Here is a 20,443-nt window from a genome sequence, read left to right as displayed (position 1 = left end):
AATAAAATGAAAAAGGTAATAGCAGACACTATTACCTCAAAATTATACCATAACGAATTATTTTTTTCTTGTCAAAAGTGATCCTGCCAGTAAAAAAGTTGGCAGTGCAGACATACCGATGATCAATAGCCAATCAATTGGTGCAATCGCCACCGTTTTGAAAATCGGCTGTAGCGGCGGATAATAAATGACCACAAACATCAATAAAAGTGATGACAAAACCGCACCGATTAAGTAAAGATTCCCGAATGGATTCCGCTCAAAGATGGATCGTTCACTGCGGCAGTCAAATACATGAATGAGCTGCGCCAACACAAGCGTACTAAATGCAACAGTCTGCGCATATGGCAGATTGTTTGGATCACGGTGATACACAAACATAAATGCTAAAAGGGTCGCAAGTCCAATGAGGAACCCTCTAGATACAACCTTCCAGCCGAGTCCTCTAGCAAAAATCCCCTCTTTCATATTCCTCGGCTTCCTTTTCATGACATCGCCTTCTGGCTTATCCATGCCAAGCGCCATCGCCGGGAGACCATCTGTGACGAGGTTGACCCATAAAATTTGAATAGGAACGAGAGGAAGCGGAAGCGCTAGAAGCATCGCAAACAGCATAACCAAAATTTCCCCCACATTTGATGCGAGCAAATAACGGACAAACTTACGGATGTTTTCATAAATATTTCGGCCTTCTTTAATAGCCGATTTAATGGTCGCAAAGTTGTCATCAAGTAAAATAAGAGAGGACGCTTCCTTGGCTACGTCTGTTCCAGTGATGCCCATAGAGATACCGATATCTGCTTGTTTAATTGCAGGCGCATCATTGACCCCGTCACCTGTCATCGCTACAATATGTCCATTTTTTTGATAGGCCTTCACAATTCTCAGCTTATGCTCCGGTGATACCCGTGCAAAGACGTATACATTTTCAGCCGTCTGCTCAAGCTCTTTGTCACTCATCTGATCTAGCGCTTTTCCGTCGAGCACCTTTCCCTGCTTTGGTAAAAGGCTCAAGTCTTTCGCAATCGCTTTGGCTGTTTCCACGTGATCTCCTGTAATCATGACTGTTTTTATACCCGCATCCCTGCACTCTTTAATCGCCCGTCTCACTTCAGGACGAGGGGGATCGATCATGCCTTCTAGCCCGATAAATGTTAAATCAGTTTCAGCCTGCTGGACAGAGGTGATGGTTTCGGTCAGACCAACTTTTTTATACGCAATGGCGATCGTTCTGAGCGCTTGTCTTGCTAAACTTTGAATCGCAGCCTCTGTTTCTTGCCTATGAGTGGTTGAAAATGACGCTGTACGGCCGCCGTGCATGATATGGCTGGAACGGTTCATTAGGACATCCGGTGCACCTTTTGCAATGACGTACCGCTCTTTTTGATTCGTTTCGACGACGACTGACATCATCTTTCTTTCTGAATCAAAAGGAAACTCTTCTACCACGTGAAATCCTGCTTCGATGAATTGCTCTGTAAAACCCGCTTTACGTGCTGCGGTGAGAAGTGCCCCCTCTGTCGGATCACCATCAAGCCTCATTTCGCCATCTTTTTCAACGATGGTCGATGCATTACAAAGCGCACCGTATAGTAACACCTTTTGCAAGCTTGGATGTTTGTCAACATGGACAAGTTCTCCGTTCAAGGTGAAATCACCAGATGGCTCATAGCCCGTACCAGAAATATTCCACGTTTTGCCCTCTGCCCATACATGGGTCACAGTCATTTTATTTTGCGTCATGGTTCCTGTTTTATCTGAACAAATGATCGACGCACAGCCAAGAGTCTCCACCGCCGGGAGTTTTCTGACAATCGATTTTTGTTTGATCATCCGCTGCACGCCTAATGAAAGTGCGACGGTGACAATCGCAGGTAGGCCTTCAGGAATGGCAGCAACTGCAAGTGATACTCCCGCCAGGAACATATGATACAAATCATGTCCTTGCACAACGCCAAGAACAACAACGAGCACCGTTAAAAATAAAGCAGCGACAATGAGGATTTTCCCAAGCTGTTCGAGACGTCTTTGCAGCGGTGTTTCCATATTCCCTGCTGCATCCAGCATGCCAGCAATTTGTCCCATCGCTGTATTCATCCCTGTCCCAATGACAACGCCCACGCCGCTTCCTCTAGTGACAAGCGTCCCCATAAAGGCCATGTTCGTCAAATCACCAAGCGAGACATGGTTGCTAGAAAGCGGACTTGCGTGTTTGACTGCTGGGATGGATTCGCCAGTGAGAGCAGACTCCTCGATTTCCAGGCTCTTTGTTTCTAGTAATCTAATATCCGCCCCAATTCGGTCTCCACTTGAAAACTTCACAATATCCCCTGGCACAAGATGTTTAGACGGGATCTTGATCCATTCATTATTTCTCCTTGCATACACATGCGGGGTTGATAATTCCTTTAGCGCTTGAAGGGATTTTTCCGCCCGGCGCTCTTGATAAAAGCCGAGCACTCCATTAATGAGAACAATCGCTACAATGGCTACTGCATCAATGTATTCACCTAGAAAAGCAGAAATGATCGTTGCTGCAAGCAAGATTAACACCATAAAATCTTTAAATTGCGCTAAAAAAATGATCAGAGCCGAAGCCTTTTTCCCTTCTTGCAATTCATTTGGCCCGTGTTTTTCAAGCCGTTTTTGTACATCTTTTTCTGACAGTCCGTCACCTATCGATGTATTCATTGTTTTTAATAAATCGGTTTGGTTCAGTTCATGCCAATTCATTTGACCTCGTCCACTCCTCTTTTGTTCTCTCTCATATGCAGTGTTCTATAAGCCAGTTTATTCAGACTCGTCCTAAATCATGCTATAATAATAAGACTGCCTAAAGAACGAGAAATGGAAGGTTCTTTCAGTAGATTTGTGTGAAAGAAGAGGGTGTATCCAACATGTCATTTGACGGCATTTTTACATATGGTATGACAAATGAATTGCAAGAGACATTAACTAGCGGTAGAATTTCAAAAATCCATCAGCCATATAAGCACGAGTTGATTTTTCATATCCGAGCAAACGGAAAGAATCATAAGCTCCTTTTATCCGCTCACCCGAGCTACGCTAGAGTGCAGCTCACAGAGCAGCAATATGACAATCCTAGCGAACCTCCAATGTTTTGTATGCTCCTTAGAAAACATCTTGAGGGCGGATTCATTGAACGTTTCGAACAAATTGGATTTGACCGAGTGATCGTACTTCATGTGCGTAGCCGAAATGAAATTGGCGACGAACAGACTCGAAAGCTCTACATTGAAATCATGGGAAGACATAGTAATTTGATTCTTGTCGAAGATGACACGCAGCAGATCATCGATGGCCTGAAGCATCTTTCTCCATCTGTGAACAGCTACCGGACAGTGCTTCCTGGTCACGAATACCTTCTGCCGCCTGCTCAGCAAAAATTAAATCCGTTTGCAGTAACGAAAGATGATATTTTAAAACATTTACGCTTTCAAGAAGGCATGATCGCAAAGCAAATTGTCGATACATTCTCTGGGGTTTCTCCGCTGTTTGCAAAGGAAGCTGTACACAGGGCCGGTCTTGCCAATCAGGAAACCATTCCAAATACACTGCTCGACATGTTCCAGCTTATTCGCATGCATTCCTTTACTCCGCAGCTCACAAGAAAAGATGGGAAAGAATATTTCTATTTATTAGAACTACAGCATATCGATGGTGAAATGAAAACATTCGACTCTCTCAGTCAGCTGCTTGACCGCTTTTATTTCGGCAAAGCTGAAAGAGACAGAGTGAAACAACAAGCGTCTGACCTTGAACGGTTTGTCGTAAATGAAAAAAAGAAAAATGAAAACAAGCTCAAAAAACTGAACAGAACCCTTGAGGAATCTCAAAATGCCCATAAATATCAGCTCTATGGCGAATTGCTAACAGCCAATTTATATGCCATCAAAAAAGGGGATAAAGAGGCGACTGTCATCAATTATTACGATGAAGATGGCGGAGAAATCACGATACCGCTCAAAACAAACAAAACCCCTTCTGAAAATGCGCAAGCATATTTCACAAAATATCAAAAGGCAAAAAATGCAGTAGAAGCGGTCAATGAACAAATTGAGCGGACGCATGAAGAGATTGCTTATTTTGATGAGTTGATTCAGCAGCTGTCCTCTGCCTCACCGAAAGATTTAGAGGAAATGAGAGAAGAGCTTGTTGAGGGGAAATATTTACGCGCCAAACAAAAGCGTAACGCCAAAAAGAAAAAAACGGCGGCGATTCAGCTCGAATCGTATGAATCGTCTCAAGGGATTCCGATCTTGGTCGGAAAAAACAACAAACAAAACGAATATTTAACCACAAAAGCGGCTGCCCGTGACGATATTTGGCTGCACACGAAAGATATTCCTGGATCACACGTCGTCATCCGTCATCAAACGCCTGATGAACAGACGCTGCTTGAAGCGGCTCAAATCGCTGCCTACTTCTCGAAGGCAAAAGAGTCGAGCTCCGTACCTGTCGATTACACGAAAATCCGGCATGTGAAAAAACCAAATGGAGCCAAGCCCGGTTTTGTGACATATGATCAACAGCAAACATTGTTTGTCACCCCTGACGAAGATGTGGTTCTAAAGCTCCGAAAATAATAATAGCCGATAAAATCTTTTAAGGAGATTTTATCGGCTTTTTCTTTGTTGTTTTTTTCTTTCGATATAGAGAGCGTCAAGTGCATCTACATCCTCTTGTTCAAGCAATGTCTCAATTTCCGCAGCCAGCTGTTTTGTCCGAGCTGGGCTCGCACCGCTTGTAGAGACTGAAATCGTCACTCTCCCTGCTTTGACCACCTTTGGCACGATCACATTGCCAAGTTCTGATTGGCTCACACAATTCACAAGCTGATGGGGCCTTGCTGTTTGGGCAATCCATTCATTTACCGCCGGATCATTTGTAGCAGCGACAATGAAAAAAGCATCCTTTAAATCTTCAGCATCCACTTTCTTTTCTTTCCAATTCAGGTTGTATGTATCAATGAGACGTGCCATCTCTTTAGAAATGTCAGGACTCACGATGGTGATATGGCAAGGCTCTATACATAGCGCCTCTGCCCTTCTTGCCGCTATTTTTCCACCGCCGGCAATGAGCACTTGTTGATTGGTTAAATCAAGATGGACTGGAAGCATGGCTTTCTCCTTGGAATTGAAACTCATCGTCTTTGTTTAAAATGGTTTCTTGCACACGTTCAATATAAGCTGCTTTCACATGCGGATGAAAACCAATATACCGGCATACCCGGACATCTTTCAGTCTCTCTCTCGCCTGAGCCGCTTCATTTTCAATCTCTTTCATTAAAATACCCGTAAACAACAGGTAAGGAACAAGATAAACAGGCGCATCATCATCTACTGTTAATTGCGCCAGAACATCGCGGTAATTTGGTTCACATGCTGTAATAAAACATGGCAGGACTTCTGCAAGAGGCAGCAGGCGCCTGACATCGTCCGCAATGCCAAACACATCCCGCTTCACATCTGGATCAGAGCTTCCACGGCCAATTAAAAGAATCCGTGCTTTCTCGCCTTGATATCCTGCTTCTTCAATTCTTGCAGCAACTGCTTTTGTCACTTCTTGGTTGACCCCGATTGGTTTTCCGTATGTGACCTTCACTAGCGGGTGTCGTTTTTGTACTTTCTCAATCTCAACTGGAATATCTGATTTAGCATGCATAGCAGTTAAAAGGAGGAGCGGGACGATCGCAATGTGTGTCGCTCCTTTTTTCACACAAGCTTCAAAACCTTCTTCTATAGAAGGGGCTGTCAGTTCTAAAAAACAAATCTCTTGTATATCGGCTTCTACTAATGGCATACAGCTTTTCATAAAAGAAATGGCTTTATCTTGTGCTTCTTTTACCCTGCTTCCATGTCCAACATAAAGGACAGCTTGTTTCATGTGACTCCTCCCTCTCACTTTGTTTTGTTCAGACGAAAAGACACGATCAATGTACGTGTCTCTTCTTTATTATTCTCATTTCTCAATGAGAGCAGGTTCAAACCAGTTCAGCTTTTGGTGAAAATGAACGACATCCCCAACCACGATTAAACTTGGATGCTCGATGCCTTCTTTTTCAACGGTTTCAGACAGTGTCGCTACAGTGCAACAAGTCGTCTTTTGCCTCGTCGTGGTTCCCCAGTGTATAAACGCTGCTGGCGTTGCAGGATCGCGTCCATTTTTTATCAGAAGCTGCTGCACTCTTTCTACGTTTTTGACGCCCATGTAAATCACAAGGGTATCAATCCCCGTAGCCAGTGCTTCCCATTTTTCTTCAAAATGCTCATCTTTTTGATAGTGACCCGTAACAAACGCAACATTCGAGCTGAATTCACGGTGGGTTACAGGAATGCCTGCATAAGCTGCTGCTGCAATGCCAGAAGTAATTCCTGGGACAACTTCATATGGAATTCCATGCTCAGCTAAGCATTCGATTTCTTCACCGCCGCGTCCAAATACAAAGGGATCGCCGCCTTTCAGCCGGACGACAACATTCCCTTCTTTTGCATGGGTGACAAGGGCTTCATTAATGGCTTCCTGTCTCATCGTATGATGATTCGGCAGCTTTCCGCAATAAATTAATTCCGCCTCGGGTTTGGCGTGGGCGAGTATTTCTTGATTGACAAGACGATCATATAAAATGACATCTGCCTGCTGTATTGCCTTATGGGCTTTTAATGTAATTAAGTCTGGATCCCCAGGTCCAGCCCCCACAATGTATACTTTCCCCATCGTGCTTTTCTCCCCCTGCCATCAGGCGATTATTTCGCTTTTTCTTTTACATAATCAACAAGACGTTGTTTGGACTCTTCACGCGATAATTCACCTGTATCTAGAACGAGCTCAGGTGCTGCTGGCTCTTCATATGGTGAATCAATTCCGGTGAAAAATGGAATTTCGCCATTTCTAGCTTTTTTATATAACCCCTTTGGATCACGTTCTTCGCATACGTTCAAATCACATTTCACAAACACTTCGTGAAATTCCCCTGCTTCCACTAACTGTCTGACAATGCGGCGGTCTTCTTGAAATGGAGAAATAAAAGCCGTGATAACTATCGTTCCTTGCTCAACAAACAATTTCGCCACTTCTCCGATGCGGCGGATGTTCTCTTTTCTGTCATCATCTGAAAACCCTAAATCTTTATTCAATCCATGCCGCACATTATCACCATCAAGAACGGTCACTTGATAACCTTGTTCAAACAGCTCTCTAGCCGCTGCATTTGCAATTGTTGATTTACCTGATCCACTTAGACCTGTGAGCCAAATAATGCCGCTTTTATGATTGTTTTTCTGTTGATATTCTTTTTTTGTAATAGATGAATCATGCCACACGATATGTTCGTTGCTCATGCCATACCCTCCCATTAAGATACCGTCGTTTTTAATCCTTCGATTAATGTTTCAATGACTTCTTTTCGGCTGAACGTGCTTGGCGGTAATTCTCCGTTTCTTAGCATCGTTCGAACCTTTGTACCTGAAAGAATGACATGCTCGCTTTTATCGTGAGGACATGTTTTTGGTGTTGCCATTGCTTCACATGTATTACAGTAGAAGCTATGTTCAAATTTTAACGGGGTAATGCCAATTTCTTCGCTTGTAAATTGTTCAAATAACTCCTGCGCCTCGTATGTGCCGTAATAATCACCAACACCTGCATGATCTCTTCCCACAATAAAGTGAGTACAGCCATAATTTTTACGAACAAGTGCGTGAAAGATTGCTTCCTTTGGTCCAGCATAACGCATTGCCGCAGGAAAAACACCTAAAAAGACGCGATCTTTTGGGTAATAACCGTTCAATAACACTTGATAACTTTTCATTCTCACATCTGCCGGAATATCGTCTGATTTTGTTTCGCCGACAAGTGGATTTAAAAACAAACCATCGACGGTTTCAAGTGCTGTCTTTTGAATATATTCATGGGCACGGTGAACAGGGTTTCTCGTTTGGAAACCAACAATGGTTTTCCAGCCGTTCTCCTTAAAATGACGTCTTGTTTCTTCCGGCTCATACGTAAATTGAGGGAATGGTTTTTCCCTGCGTTTCGTCAGTGTAATTTTACCACCAATGTAAGTGTCACCGCGTTCAAATAATTTTTTCACACCTGGATGATTGCGGTCATCAGTTTTGTACACATTCACCGCTTCTTTTTCTTTATCTGGTGTGTACTGATCCTCTACTTCAATTACGCCATATACAGTTCCATTATACGATAGACGCACAATATCGCCTTGATAGATTTCCGCTGCCTTTTCCTTTGTCACTGGCAGTGTAATAGGAAGAGACCAAACGACACCACTTGCTAGCCGCATACTGCTCACAACGGATTCATAATCAGCTTTTGTTAAAAATCCTTCAATTGGGCTATACCCACCAATTGCTATGAGTTCAAGGTCTGCAAAAGAGATAGCATCTAGTTCAATTTCCTTTGCAACCGTGCTGAGATCATATTCTTCATTTACTCGATTAATTAATACGCCACCATGTGGTGTTAAACTCATTTGTATCTTCCTCTCAATGTTCATATTTAGTAGATGTTAATAGTCGGATTTAACATTAAATCCCGCCGCCCTGTTCATGAATCGAGCTGCTCTCATTTTTGACTGCCTTCATCAGACTTAGCGCACCAAGTGAGGCAAGCAGTACACTCATCATGATAAAGATAGAGTAATAGTCACCTTTTAAGAAAAGGCTCACTAGCAAATACGATAGACTAAGTGATAAAAAGGGTGATACTACCCACACTTTCAGCATTTTTTTCACCACATGTTTATGAAAAATATTAGGTCCACCTTTTGCCATGCCAAGTCCAATGATAGACGAGGAGGTGATTTGGGTAAGTGGAACAGGTAGCCCAAAAATAGAGCTGATGATGACAAGTCCAGCACCGGTACCTGAAAGCAATATCCCTTCGCCCGTTTGATAGCGGGTGATTTTCTTTCCGTTTGTTTCTAGTACCCTTCTTCCTAATAAAAGGGCACCAAGTGCAACGAAAAGCCCACCGTAAAGCGTTCCTTGCCCAACAGATAAAATGCCTGAAGCAACAAGGGGACCTACAGCATTGGCGACATTGTTCATCCCAGCAGAAAATGCTTCTAGAAATCCACTAATGATCAAAATAATCGATAAAATCAAAGTGCCTTTTTTTGAAAAGGTTCGTTTCGGGAACATTCTGATGATTCTGACTACAATGAATGTAAAAAGAAAAGCAACAATAGGAATGATGACCCAAAAGGACACGATGACTAAAATGGATTTCACATACAATACTTTATACGCTACCGCAACTCCAACGACAGCACCTACTGTCACCTCACTCGTTGATAAAGGGATCGCCATCAAATTCGCTATAAAGAGTGATAATGCAGCAGAACCAATAATAATACAAACAATTTCAAGTGTAATGACGGATTCAGGCATAATCCCAGAACTGATGGTTTTGACGACCTCACCGCCGCCAATGACTGATCCTGCTAAAATCCCAACCGCACATACACTGAGTGCAAAGATTGGCTTTCGAATCGCGCCTGATCCGTATGCGATGCCCATTGAAGCAGCTGCACCACTCGCGCCAATGTTTAGCGCGAAAAATAAACTAAATAAAATTGCGGCAATTTCCATACACTATGCTCCCTTACTCATGTAATCCGCACTCAGTCTTAGCTGTGCCTGACCATCTGCCAGACCGCAGATCCTCGGCAGTAAATGCTGGCTGTGTACACGGCGCACAGCCGATACTTGGATATCCCTGATCATGCAGCGGATTATAAGTAAGTTCTTCTCTAGATGCATATCTCCATATGTCCTTCCACGTCCAGTGGATAAGGGGACATACTTTCACTGATTTGAATTTTTCATCCTTATTTAAAAAGTTCGTCCCTGCTCGCTTAGGTGACTGCTCTCTTCTTAAGCCAGAAAGCCATGCAGGATAGCCTGATAACGCTTCTTGCAAAGGAATGACCTTCCGCATATGGCAGCAGCTTTGAGGATCCGTTTTCCATAGTTGATCACCATGTTGCTCGTTTTGCTCCTCCACCGTCAGCTCAGGGGTTTTCAGCACAATATCTAAACCCGGGTATCTTTCCTTTACCGCATCAATTGTGTCGTACGTTTCCTTAAAATGCAGACCTGTATCTAAAAAGACAATTCTTGCATCCTTTTTTACTTTCGCAATCAAATCAATAAGGACAATGCCTTCAATACCAAAACTACATGCATAAACGAGCTGATCACCATAATGACCGTATGCCCATTTCAGCACAGATAAGGCCCCTTTATACAAATCATCTTCTTGAAATGTAATGGACGGCTCTTGCCAATTTTCATAAGTTAACATTGTTTCTCCCCTTCCGGAGTATCACTACTCTTCGCACTACGTCAACTGATTTTTCTGTTTTCTTCCACTTGAATCACTTGACCGTCCTGAACAATCAGTGCAACTAAACTGAATTCATATCCCCAATCAGTTTCTGCATAGTCTTCATCCTGCTTTTGCTCTCACTTCCCCCTCACCATTAAAATAAAAAAACTTCCTTTCAGTCCGAAAGAAAGATGAGGAAGCTCACGATTTCCTTATCTTTCAAAATAGAATCATTTTGCAGGAAGTAGCACCTTGCATATCGCAGGTTGCCGGGCTTCATCGGGCCAGTCCCTCCACCTCTCTGGATAAGTGTTTTAATTTGTCTTAAATATTAACACAATTCAAACAAAAGTCAACCCGACTTTATTGATAGGATTAGTTTTTATTTAAATTTGAGTCTATTTTACTATTTTTAACCAAATAAAAAAGCTGTGCGATTGTGCGCAGCTTTTTAAAAGGTTTCTTCCATCCAAGATTCAGAGGAAGGATCTTGTCTCCAGCGTTTTAATTTATTCATAGCAGAAGGCTCGATTGCTTTCAGCTCAAGTGCCACGTCTGTCAGTGTGTCATAGTCTGTTAGAGTAACATATGGAATGTTTTTCTCTTGGAATGCTGCCGTAGCTTTTGGCAAACCGTATGTGAAGATCGCGGCAACGCCTAGTACGTCACAGCCCGCTTCTTGAAGAGCAGCGACCACTTCAAGCACACTGCCTCCTGTTGAAATTAGATCTTCTACGACGACTACCTTTTGGCCTTTTGATACGGCACCTTCAATTTGATTCCCTTTTCCATGTGCTTTTGGCTTACTTCTGACATAACACATCGGAGCATTCAGACGGTCTGCCGCTAATGCCGCATGCGGGATGCCTGCTGTTGCAGTACCAGCAATCACCTCTGCTCCCTCAAAATGAGTGAGAATCAACTCTTTCAGACCTTCGGCAATGTCGTGTCTGACTTCTGGATAGGACAAGGTAAGACGGTTGTCACAATAGATCGGTGATTTGATACCGCTTGCCCATGTAAACGGTTCGTCTGGCTTCAATGAGACCGCTTTGATTTGTAATAGGTGTTTAGCGATTTTCGTTTTCATCTGGCAGTCACTCCCACTCTTTCAAAATTTGATGATAGGCTTCCAATGGTTTATCAGCTTTTGTGATTGACCTTCCGACAACAATTTGTGAAACTCCTTGCTTTTTTGCATAAGCAGGGGTCGCCACGCGCTTTTGATCATCGGTCTGATCATTTAGTAAACGAATCCCTGGCGTAACAGTGAGGAAGTCAGGTGAGATATGCTCATGAAGGGCTTTGGATTCATGAACAGAGCAAACAACACCGTCTAGTCCACTTTCATATGCCAATTGCCCGTACCGGATGACAGTCTCTTGCAGCGAACGTTCTATAAGTAATTCGCTTCTCATCATGTCTTCTGACGTACTCGTCAGCTGAGTCACTGCAATAATGTCTGGACGTTTGTGTCCAGCAGGCGTTCCGCTTTCAAGCCCTTCTAACGCAGCTTGCATCATCTGTTTCCCGCCAGCAGCATGTACATTAACTAGATCAACGCCAAGTGCGGCAAGCCGGTTCATTGCTTTTTTCACCGTTGTTGGAATGTCATGTAATTTGAGATCGAGGAAAATGTGGCAATTTTTTTCTTTAAGCGCCTCAAGGATGACTGGCCCTTCTTGGTAAAACAGCTCCATGCCGACCTTCACAAATAATGGTGTCCCTTTAAAGGGTTCTAAAAAGGCGAGCGCCTCCTGTCCTGATGGAAAATCAAGCGCGATGATGGGCAAGTGCTTCATGTTTCCAGCTCCTTCCGATACATTCCTCTACAGATGAATACCCATAGGCTGCTAATACGTTTGGCAGTTCTTCAATGATTTCTGGGCAAATAAATGGGTTCACAAAATTGGCTGTGCCAACAGCTACTGCACTCGCACCTGCTAGTAAAAATTCAAGTACGTCTTCAGCATTTTGCACCCCGCCCATTCCGATAATCGGGATAGAAACCGCTTGACTGACCTCATGCACCATGCGTACAGCGACAGGTTTGATCGCAGGACCTGATAATCCGCCTGTTTTATTGGCAAGAATCGGTTTCCCTGTTTTTAGATCTAAACGCATACCGATTAACGTATTAATCATCGTGAGTCCATCTGCTCCAGCAGATTCAATCGCTTTCGCAATCTCCACAATATTAGCTACGTTAGGAGACAATTTGACATAGACAGGAACGGAGGAAACGTCCTTCACCGCTTTTGTCAATGCTGCTGCCATTTGAGGATCTGTCCCAAAGGCTATTCCGCCTGTTTTAACATTCGGACACGAGATATTCAGTTCAAGGGCATGGACATTTTTTGCTTGGCTGATCTGCTTCGCTACTTCTACATAATCATCGACCTGTGAGCCAGCCACGTTTGCAATAATAGGCGTATCAAACTGCTCAAGCCAAGGCAATTCATTTTCCAGCACACCTTTTAGGCCAGGATTTTGAAGACCGATGGCGTTGAGCATCCCGGCACCTGTCTCCGCTACCCTTGGTGTTGGGTTACCAAATCTTGGTTCTAGGGTTGTGGCTTTGATCATGATACTGCCAAGCACAGATAAGTCATATAATGAAGCAAATTCTCTCCCGAATCCAAAGCAACCTGATGCAGGGATAATCGGATTCTTTAAAGATAAGCCGGGTAACTCAACGTTTAGCATGACAATGCCACCTCCTCTGCTTTAAATACAGGTCCGTCCAGACAGACTTTGACGTACGCTTTTTCGTGCTGGTCTGTATGACAGACACAGGCAAAGCAAGCACCGATTCCGCAGCCCATTCGTTCTTCCATTGAAATGTAGACAGGCTTATCGGGATATGAGTCTTTTAGCGCTTTTAACATAGGAGTCGGCCCGCAAGAAAGCATGACATCAAAACTCAAATCATTCTCTTCAATGACATTTGTCACGAATCCCTTCGCGCCATATGTCCCGTCAACTGTTGCAATGAATGTATCTCCGAGTGCTTGGAATTTCTCCTCGTAAAATACATCCTTTTTCGATTGAAAGCCAAGGACATGCTTGACGATGACGCCTTTTTTCGTTAATCGCTTGGACAGCTCATATAAAGGCGGTACTCCAATTCCACCACCGACTAGTAACGCTGTCTGACCTGGCTGAACAACTGAAGGATCATATCCGTTGCCAAGCGGCCCTAATACATCGATGGATTCCCCATCTCGCTTTTGGGAAAGGAGCTTTGTGCCCTCTCCCTCTGCGCGATAAATGATGGTTGCTTCTTGTTTCTCGGCATGAATATTGGCAATACTGATCGGTCTTCTCAGCAGCGGTGTCATGGACTCGCTGACCTTGATATGAAGAAATTGTCCAGCCGTTTGAAAGGAGTCCACAAGGTCACCTTTTAATGTCATTTCGTAAATATGATCAGCGATCTCTCGATTTGAGACGACCGTCAAGTATGCTTTTTTCATATCGTTACTGTCACCTCAGCATTCGTTTTCACTTCTGGCATTTCGTCTGCTCTAAATGTCATACTTTCTAGTACTCTTAAAATGGCTTCTGCTGTATCTAGCGATGTTAAGCATGCTACGCCATTTTCAACAGCTTCACGTCTGATTCTAAAGCCGTCTCTTGCTGGCTGTTTTCCTTTTGTCAGAGTGTTGATGACAAATTGGGCTTCCCCGTTTCGAATGACATCGAGAAGGTTTTTGCCTTCTTCTCCTATTTTGCCGACAACACTTGATGGGATGGAAGCTTGTTTTAAGTAATTCGCCGTTCCCTCTGTCGCTAAAATATGGTAGCCGATTGAATGGAATCTTCTCGCAATCTCAAGTCCTTCTTCTTTATCCTTATCAGCAACTGTCAGAAGAACTGTCCCGTCTTTAGGAATTTGAATGCCTGATGCAATTAATCCTTTGTAAAGAGCTTTTTCGATTGTGACATCTTTCCCCATGACTTCACCTGTTGATTTCATTTCAGGTCCGAGTGTAATATCGACTCTTCTTAGTTTTGCAAAAGAGAAGACTGGAACTTTGACGTACACGCCTTCTTGCTCTGTGTGAAGTCCTTCTTCGTAGCCATAGTTTTTAAGTTTTTCTCCTAAAATAACTTTTGTCGCCAGGTTTGCCATCGGGATGCCCGTGATTTTACTTAAGAAAGGAACTGTCCGGCTTGAACGCGGGTTCACTTCAAGTACGAACACTTCACCTTTTGAGAGAACAAATTGAATGTTTAGTAGCCCAATGATGTTGAGTCCTTTTGCAAGCTTGATCGTGTATTCTGCAATCTTCGCTTTGATCTCTTCAGATAAGGTTTGCGGCGGGTAAACCGCAATCGAGTCACCAGAGTGAACCCCAGCTCTTTCAATGTGTTCCATAATGCCTGGGATCACGACAGTTTCGCCATCAGACACGGCATCTACTTCAATTTCTTTACCTGTCAAATACTTGTCAATTAAGACTGGGTGCTGCGGATTGACTTTCACCGCATTCTCCATGTAGTGAAGAAGCTCGGCTTCTTGATAAACGATTTCCATTGCGCGACCGCCTAATACATAGGAAGGGCGGACAAGGACTGGGTAGCCGATCTGATTGGCAATCGCTACAGCTTCTGGCACTGACGTAGCTGTTTTCCCTTTAGGCTGCGGCACGCCAAGTGTTTCTAATGTTTGTTCAAACTTGTCTCGGTTTTCAGCTCGATCTAGGTCTTCAAGAGAAGTGCCGAGAATCTTCACTCCTCTATTTGATAGTTCGTCTGCTAGGTTGATGGCTGTTTGTCCGCCGAACTGGACAACGACTCCTTCAGGCTGCTCTAGATCAATAATGTGCATCACATCTTCTACAGTAAGTGGTTCAAAGTAGAGCTTGTCCGAAATACTAAAGTCTGTTGAGACCGTTTCAGGGTTGTTGTTAATAATGATTGCTTCATAGCCTGCTTGTTTAATTGCCCACACAGAATGAACAGTCGCATAATCAAATTCTACTCCTTGCCCGATTCTGATAGGACCTGAGCCTAATACGATGACACTTTTCTTGTCTGTACGTTCTGATTCATTTTCATTTTCATATGTGCTGTAGAAATATGGCGTCTCTGATTCAAATTCAGCCGCACACGTATCTACCATTTTGTAAACAGGTACGATGCCTGTTTCTTGTCTTAGCGTGTAGACATCCGCTTCATTCATATTCCACTCGCGGCTAATATAGATGTCTGAGAAGCCTTTTTCTTTCGCTTCTTTTAATACGTCTGGATTGCCTTTGTTTTCTTTTAATGTCTTTTCAAAAGCGATGATGCCTTCCAGCTTATGAAGGAAGAAGTAATCAATTTTTGAGAATTCATGTATTTGTTCAACCGTATACCCTCTTCTAAGCGCCTCGGCGATATAGAATAATCGTTCGTCTCCCGCCTTGATAATCCGCTTTTCAAGCACTTCGTTTGTGATATCTGCTTCATCTTTTAATTCAATGTGATGCACATCAGCTTCAAGTGAACGGACAGCCTTTAGAAGCGACTCTTCTAACGTACGGCCGATCGCCATTACTTCACCCGTTGCTTTCATTTGTGTGCCAAGACGTCTGTTGGCAGATTCGAATTTATCAAACGGCCAGCGCGGAATTTTAGACACAATATAGTCAAGTGCCGGTTCGAAGGCGGCATAGGTTTTACCTGTGACTGGGTTCATCATTTCATCAAGCGTTAAGCCGACAGCAATTTTCGCTGCAAGTTTCGCAATTGGATAACCCGTTGCTTTCGACGCAAGTGCTGAAGAACGACTCACACGCGGATTCACTTCAATGATATAGTATTGAAAGCTGTCTGGATCAATCGCCAGCTGTACGTTACATCCGCCTTCAATCCCAAGTGCACGGATCAGCTTGAGCGACACATTGCGAAGCAGCTGATATTCACGGTCACTTAACGTTTGGCTTGGCGCCACAACGATACTGTCACCTGTGTGGATACCGACTGGATCAAAGTTTTCCATGTTACAAACAACGATTGCATGATCACCGCTATCACGCATGACTTCATATTCAATTTCTTTAAAGCCTGCAATACTTTTTTCAAGTAAGCATTGTGTGACTGGACTTAGCTTCAACCCGTTTTCGACGATTTCCTTTAGTTCTTGCTCGTTTGTACAAATTCCGCCGCCTGTTCCGCCTAATGTATAAGCTGGTCTCACAATGACTGGGAAACCGATTTGGTTCGTAAACGCCATCGCTTCTTCTAGGTTATGGATGATTTCACTTTCTGGTACAGGCTCATTTAGTTCATTCATCAAATTTCGGAATAGATCTCTGTCTTCTGCTTTTTGAATAGCTGACAGCTTTGTCCCTAATACTTCAACACCGCATTCAGCGAGTACGCCAAGATCTGATAATTCAACAGCTAGGTTCAATCCAGTTTGTCCGCCAAGTGTTGGCAAGATCGCATCAGGACGTTCTTTTCGAATGATGCGTGTTAAGAATTCTGGTGTCAGTGGTTCGATGTATACCTTATCGGCCATTTCTGTATCTGTCATGATCGTCGCAGGGTTCGAGTTCACAAGAACGACTTCATAGCCCTCTTCTTTTAGCGCTAAGCAAGCCTGTGTACCTGCATAGTCAAACTCTGCTGCCTGACCAATGATGATTGGACCTGATCCGATCACTAAAATCTTTTTGATATCTACGCGTTTTGGCATACTTCTTCCCCTTCTTTCTCAGTTGTATGAATCATATCCATGAACTGGTCGAATAAGTAGTTCGCATCTTCTGGACCTGGTGATGCTTCTGGATGGTACTGGACAGTGAATGCTGGTGCTTCTTTATGTTTTAAACCTTCAATTGTATTGTCGTTTAGTGCGATATGTGTGACTTCGAGCACGTCCTCGTTAATGGCACTAACTGTGTAGCCATGGTTTTGAGATGTCAATGTCACCTTGCCAGTTGCTAGTTCTTTCACTGGATGATTTGAGCCTCTGTGACCGAATTTCATTTTTTCAGTACTTGCGCCGCATGCCAGCGCGAATAATTGATGTCCTAGGCAAATACCAAAGAGTGGAACCTTTCCAATCAATTGCTGAATCATCTCGACTGCTTCTGGTACATCCACAGGATCCCCAGGGCCGTTTGAAAGCATGATTCCATCTGGCTTAAGCTGCAGTACTTCATCTGCCGTGATATTGTACGGCACCACAATGACATCACAGTCCCGTTTATTAAGCTCTCGCAAAATACCGTGCTTCATACCGTAATCGACAAGGACAATTCTTTTTCCTCTTCCTGGGCTTGGGTACGCATTTTTCACAGATACTTGACTTACTTGATCTGTTGGCAGCTGCATCGTTTGAAGGCGGCTCACAACGTCTTCTACTTGTTCATCCGGTCCTGCAAAAGCTCCTCTTAATGTGCCTGCACTCCGAATCATGCGTGTCAGCTTGCGTGTATCTATTCCGCTAAGACCCGGGATGTTTTTCATTTTTAAATACTCATCAAGCGAGTATGCAGAGCGCCAGTTTGAGGGCTTTTCACAAAGTTCCTTCACAATCAACCCTTTTACAAACGGTGTGATCGATTCAAAATCATCACGATTAATGCCGTAGTTGCCGATAAGCGGGTAAGTGAGTGTGACAATTTGTCCGCAGTATGATGGATCAGACAAAATTTCTTGATAACCTGTCATCCCTGTATTAAAGACGACTTCTCCGACTGATGATTCTAAGCTGCCAAAGCCTGTTCCTTCGAATACTGTTCCATTTTCTAGCACTAAGCGTCTCTTCATTTTACTAGTCTCCCCTCTTCATACACGACTTTCCCAGATGCAAGTGTCATGACCGGCCATCCTGATACAGTCAATTTGTCAAACGGTGTATTTTGTCCTTTAGATAAGAAGCTTTTTTTATCGATAGCCATTTCTTTGTTTAAATCAATGAGTGTGATATCAGCGATTTGACCTTCTTCCAGCTTTCCATAAGGAAGGGAGAAGGCCTCTGCTGGCTTGATCGTCATATAATCAACGAGTTCTTTTAATGTCCATTCACCCGTTTTGACAAATCGTGTGTACAGAAGCGGGAACGCTGTTTCAAGCCCGACTATTCCAAAAGGTGCGCGCTGCATCGTTTCGTTCTTTTCTTCTTCTGTATGCGGTGCATGGTCTGTTGCGATGAAATCAATCGTTCCATCTAACAGCCCCTCAATTAGTGCCTCGCGATCCTCTTTTCCTCTGAGCGGTGGATTCATTTTATAGTTTGTATCAAGACCTGGGATGTCGGCATCACATAAGAGCAGGTGATGCGGTGACACCTCTGCTGTCACGCGGATGCCTGCTTTTTTTGCATCGCGAACGACTCGCACAGATTCTTTCGTACTGATATGACATACATGATAATGACAGTTCGCTGCTTCTGCTAAAAGAACATCTCTTGCAATATGCACCGATTCACAAATGGACGGTATTCCGTTTAATTCATTTGCTTTTGAAAATTCTCCTTCATGGACGCATCCTCCGTAAATGAGCGAGTTATCTTCACAGTGTGCCACAATCGCTTGATCAAGACTTGCTGCCTTTTTCATCGCTTCGTACATCATGCCTGCTGTTTGGATGCCAACCCCGTCATCTGTGAAAGCGAAGGCGCCTGCTTCTTTCAGTGCTGCAAAGTCTGTCATCTCTTCCCCAATTTGTCTTGTTGTGATGGAGGCGTATGGCAGCACTCTGACAGAAGAGGTCTCTTCGATTCGATTCATGAGCCATTCCATTTGCTCTTTTGTATCTGGAACTGGGCGCGTATTCGGCATCGCTGCAATTGTTGTATAGCCGCCTCTTGCTGCCGCTTTAGAGCCTGTTTCAATCGTTTCCTTTTTCTCTCCTCCTGGCTCTCTTAAATGCACATGCAGATCAATTAATCCTGGTGAAACAAATAGCCCTTTAGCATCAATGACCTCTTCTCCGTCTTCTCTTTCTAAGTGACCAATCGCTTGAATCACTTCTCCTTCTACCCTAATATCCTGCTGCACTTTTTCACCTGTGCTTGTTAAGATAAAACCATTTTTAATGAGATACGACATAGACAGACTCTCTCCCTTTTTGATGTAGTTTGCTATTTTGAAAAGCTCTTTTTAATACTGCCATTCGGACATAAACACCATTTTCCATTTGCTTGAAAATTCGTGACTGTTTTGATTCTACGAGAGAATCATCTATTTCCACACCTCTGTTTACTGGTGCTGGATGCATAATAATGGCTCGTTCTTTCATGTTCTTTGCCCTGTTTACTGTTAATCCATAAGTCGATAAGTAATCTTCATTGCCCATTTTTTCAGTGTGCCGTTCATGCTGGATTCTAAGTAGCATCACCACATCAGATTGTTTAATGGCTTCGTCTACTTGGACATATGTTCCGTGAGGATTTTGCTCATCTTGGAAGGAAGCAGGCCCTGAGAAAAGGACGGTCGCCCCCAGCCTTGAGAGCACTTCAGCATTCGACCTTGCCACCCTGCTGTGCTTGATGTCTCCATGAATTGAAATCGTTAAGCCCTCAAAGCCGCCAAACTCTTCATAGATGGTCATTAGGTCAAGTAGTGATTGGGTCGGGTGCTGCCCGCAGCCATCTCCAGCATTGATGATGGGAATCCCAACCTTCCCAATCAGCTCGTTGTAGTATTCATCTGTACTGTCTCTGATCACACAAGCTTTCACGCCGATGGATTCGAGCGTTTTTACCGTATCGTATAGTGTTTCGCCTTTTTGAACGGAGGTGCTTGCCGCATCTAAGCTCAGTACATTCATCCCCAGTTTCTTTTCAGCGACTTCGAAGCTAAATCGTGTTCTTGTACTTGGTTCAAAGAAGAGGTTTGCTACAAATTCTCCTGCTAAACCAAGTTCTTGCTTACCCTTTTTGAGAGCTGTTGCTTCTTCAATCAGCTGTAAAATCTCTTCTTTAGTTAAGCTACTCATTGTCGATAGATCATTCATTTTTCTTCCCCCTCTAGTTTTTCATCACTTTCAGGTTCAAAAAAACCCTAAGCCTCGGCAGCTTAGGGTTCTCCAAAAGAAGCAGCGGCACGTTCGTGCATTCTGCTCATTTTAG

General features: G+C 43.6%; 18 protein-coding genes and 1 riboswitch. Of the genes, 1 reads left to right on the top strand and 17 read right to left on the bottom strand.

Annotated features, from left to right (window positions below; genetic code table 11):
- Positions 1–57 precede the first annotated feature (57 nt).
- Positions 58–2,733: a calcium-translocating P-type ATPase, SERCA-type gene (locus NKR21_RS08355; protein WP_144455983.1), complete on the bottom strand. Its 2,676-nt coding sequence runs from the start codon at positions 2,731–2,733 to the stop codon at positions 58–60.
- A 164-nt stretch (positions 2,734–2,897) separates the two neighbouring features.
- Between NKR21_RS08355 and NKR21_RS08350 the strand changes: the two genes are divergently transcribed.
- Positions 2,898–4,607 (top strand): Rqc2 family fibronectin-binding protein, encoded by a 1,710-nt coding sequence (locus NKR21_RS08350; protein ID WP_144455981.1) that lies wholly within the window; start codon positions 2,898–2,900, stop codon positions 4,605–4,607.
- A 30-nt stretch (positions 4,608–4,637) separates the two neighbouring features.
- Here NKR21_RS08350 and NKR21_RS08345 read toward each other — a convergent pair whose 3' ends face one another.
- From NKR21_RS08345 to NKR21_RS08275, 16 genes are all read right to left on the bottom strand, one after another.
- The gene (locus NKR21_RS08345) at positions 4,638–5,141 is read right to left on the bottom strand and encodes a precorrin-2 dehydrogenase/sirohydrochlorin ferrochelatase family protein (protein ID WP_012009908.1); all 504 of its coding nucleotides are present in this window, start codon (positions 5,139–5,141) and stop codon (positions 4,638–4,640) included.
- Positions 5,122–5,907 (bottom strand): sirohydrochlorin chelatase, encoded by a 786-nt coding sequence (locus NKR21_RS08340; protein WP_088001503.1) that lies wholly within the window; start codon positions 5,905–5,907, stop codon positions 5,122–5,124. The genes NKR21_RS08345 and NKR21_RS08340 overlap by 20 nt, the downstream gene beginning before the upstream one ends.
- 75 nt (positions 5,908–5,982) lie before the next feature.
- Positions 5,983–6,738, bottom strand: coding sequence for a uroporphyrinogen-III C-methyltransferase (cobA, locus tag NKR21_RS08335; RefSeq protein WP_119124826.1), 756 nt, complete (start codon positions 6,736–6,738; stop codon positions 5,983–5,985).
- A gap of 29 nt (positions 6,739–6,767) precedes the next feature.
- On the bottom strand, positions 6,768–7,361 hold the full coding sequence (gene cysC / locus NKR21_RS08330; protein WP_119124825.1) for an adenylyl-sulfate kinase: 594 nt from the start codon (positions 7,359–7,361) through the stop codon (positions 6,768–6,770).
- A 14-nt stretch (positions 7,362–7,375) separates the two neighbouring features.
- The gene (sat, locus tag NKR21_RS08325) at positions 7,376–8,512 is read right to left on the bottom strand and encodes a sulfate adenylyltransferase (RefSeq protein ID WP_144455979.1); all 1,137 of its coding nucleotides are present in this window, start codon (positions 8,510–8,512) and stop codon (positions 7,376–7,378) included.
- A 55-nt stretch (positions 8,513–8,567) separates the two neighbouring features.
- Positions 8,568–9,632: a sulfate permease gene (locus NKR21_RS08320; protein ID WP_144455977.1), complete on the bottom strand. Its 1,065-nt coding sequence runs from the start codon at positions 9,630–9,632 to the stop codon at positions 8,568–8,570.
- Between the two features lie 13 nt (positions 9,633–9,645).
- Positions 9,646–10,347: a phosphoadenylyl-sulfate reductase gene (locus NKR21_RS08315; protein ID WP_003211029.1), complete on the bottom strand. Its 702-nt coding sequence runs from the start codon at positions 10,345–10,347 to the stop codon at positions 9,646–9,648.
- 41 nt (positions 10,348–10,388) lie between these two features.
- Complete coding sequence (locus NKR21_RS21260) at positions 10,389–10,442, bottom strand: hypothetical protein (RefSeq protein ID WP_224925447.1); 54 nt, start codon at positions 10,440–10,442, stop codon at positions 10,389–10,391.
- Positions 10,443–10,580: 138 nt separating this feature from the next.
- A riboswitch (SAM riboswitch) is annotated at positions 10,581–10,683 on the bottom strand.
- A 139-nt stretch (positions 10,684–10,822) separates the two neighbouring features.
- The gene (gene pyrE / locus NKR21_RS08310) at positions 10,823–11,461 is read right to left on the bottom strand and encodes an orotate phosphoribosyltransferase (protein WP_119124823.1); all 639 of its coding nucleotides are present in this window, start codon (positions 11,459–11,461) and stop codon (positions 10,823–10,825) included.
- Between the two features lie 7 nt (positions 11,462–11,468).
- Positions 11,469–12,173: an orotidine-5'-phosphate decarboxylase gene (gene pyrF, locus NKR21_RS08305; RefSeq protein ID WP_119124822.1), complete on the bottom strand. Its 705-nt coding sequence runs from the start codon at positions 12,171–12,173 to the stop codon at positions 11,469–11,471.
- A complete protein-coding gene (locus NKR21_RS08300; protein WP_088001517.1) occupies positions 12,145–13,077 on the bottom strand; it encodes a dihydroorotate dehydrogenase in 933 nt (310 codons plus the stop codon). Before NKR21_RS08300 ends, pyrF begins: the two co-directional genes overlap by 29 nt.
- Positions 13,071–13,847 carry a dihydroorotate dehydrogenase electron transfer subunit gene (locus NKR21_RS08295; RefSeq protein ID WP_119124821.1) on the bottom strand — a complete coding sequence of 259 codons (777 nt, stop codon included), beginning with the start codon at positions 13,845–13,847 and terminating at the stop codon, positions 13,071–13,073. Before NKR21_RS08295 ends, NKR21_RS08300 begins: the two co-directional genes overlap by 7 nt.
- The gene (gene carB / locus NKR21_RS08290) at positions 13,844–17,059 is read right to left on the bottom strand and encodes a carbamoyl-phosphate synthase (glutamine-hydrolyzing) large subunit (RefSeq protein WP_119124820.1); all 3,216 of its coding nucleotides are present in this window, start codon (positions 17,057–17,059) and stop codon (positions 13,844–13,846) included. Before carB ends, NKR21_RS08295 begins: the two co-directional genes overlap by 4 nt.
- Complete coding sequence (locus tag NKR21_RS08285; protein WP_012009896.1) at positions 17,044–18,138, bottom strand: carbamoyl phosphate synthase small subunit; 1,095 nt, start codon at positions 18,136–18,138, stop codon at positions 17,044–17,046. The genes carB and NKR21_RS08285 overlap by 16 nt, the downstream gene beginning before the upstream one ends.
- The gene (locus tag NKR21_RS08280) at positions 18,135–19,421 is read right to left on the bottom strand and encodes a dihydroorotase (RefSeq protein ID WP_144455975.1); all 1,287 of its coding nucleotides are present in this window, start codon (positions 19,419–19,421) and stop codon (positions 18,135–18,137) included. Before NKR21_RS08280 ends, NKR21_RS08285 begins: the two co-directional genes overlap by 4 nt.
- A complete protein-coding gene (locus NKR21_RS08275) occupies positions 19,405–20,328 on the bottom strand; it encodes an aspartate carbamoyltransferase catalytic subunit (protein ID WP_012009894.1) in 924 nt (307 codons plus the stop codon). Before NKR21_RS08275 ends, NKR21_RS08280 begins: the two co-directional genes overlap by 17 nt.
- Positions 20,329–20,443 lie beyond the last annotated feature (115 nt).

Source organism: Bacillus sp. 1735sda2 (assembly GCF_024159245.1).
Taxonomy (GTDB): domain Bacteria; phylum Bacillota; class Bacilli; order Bacillales; family Bacillaceae; genus Bacillus; species Bacillus pumilus_O.
The sequence above is the reverse complement of the archived record's forward strand: the minus strand, read 5'-3'. Positions and strand labels throughout refer to the sequence as shown.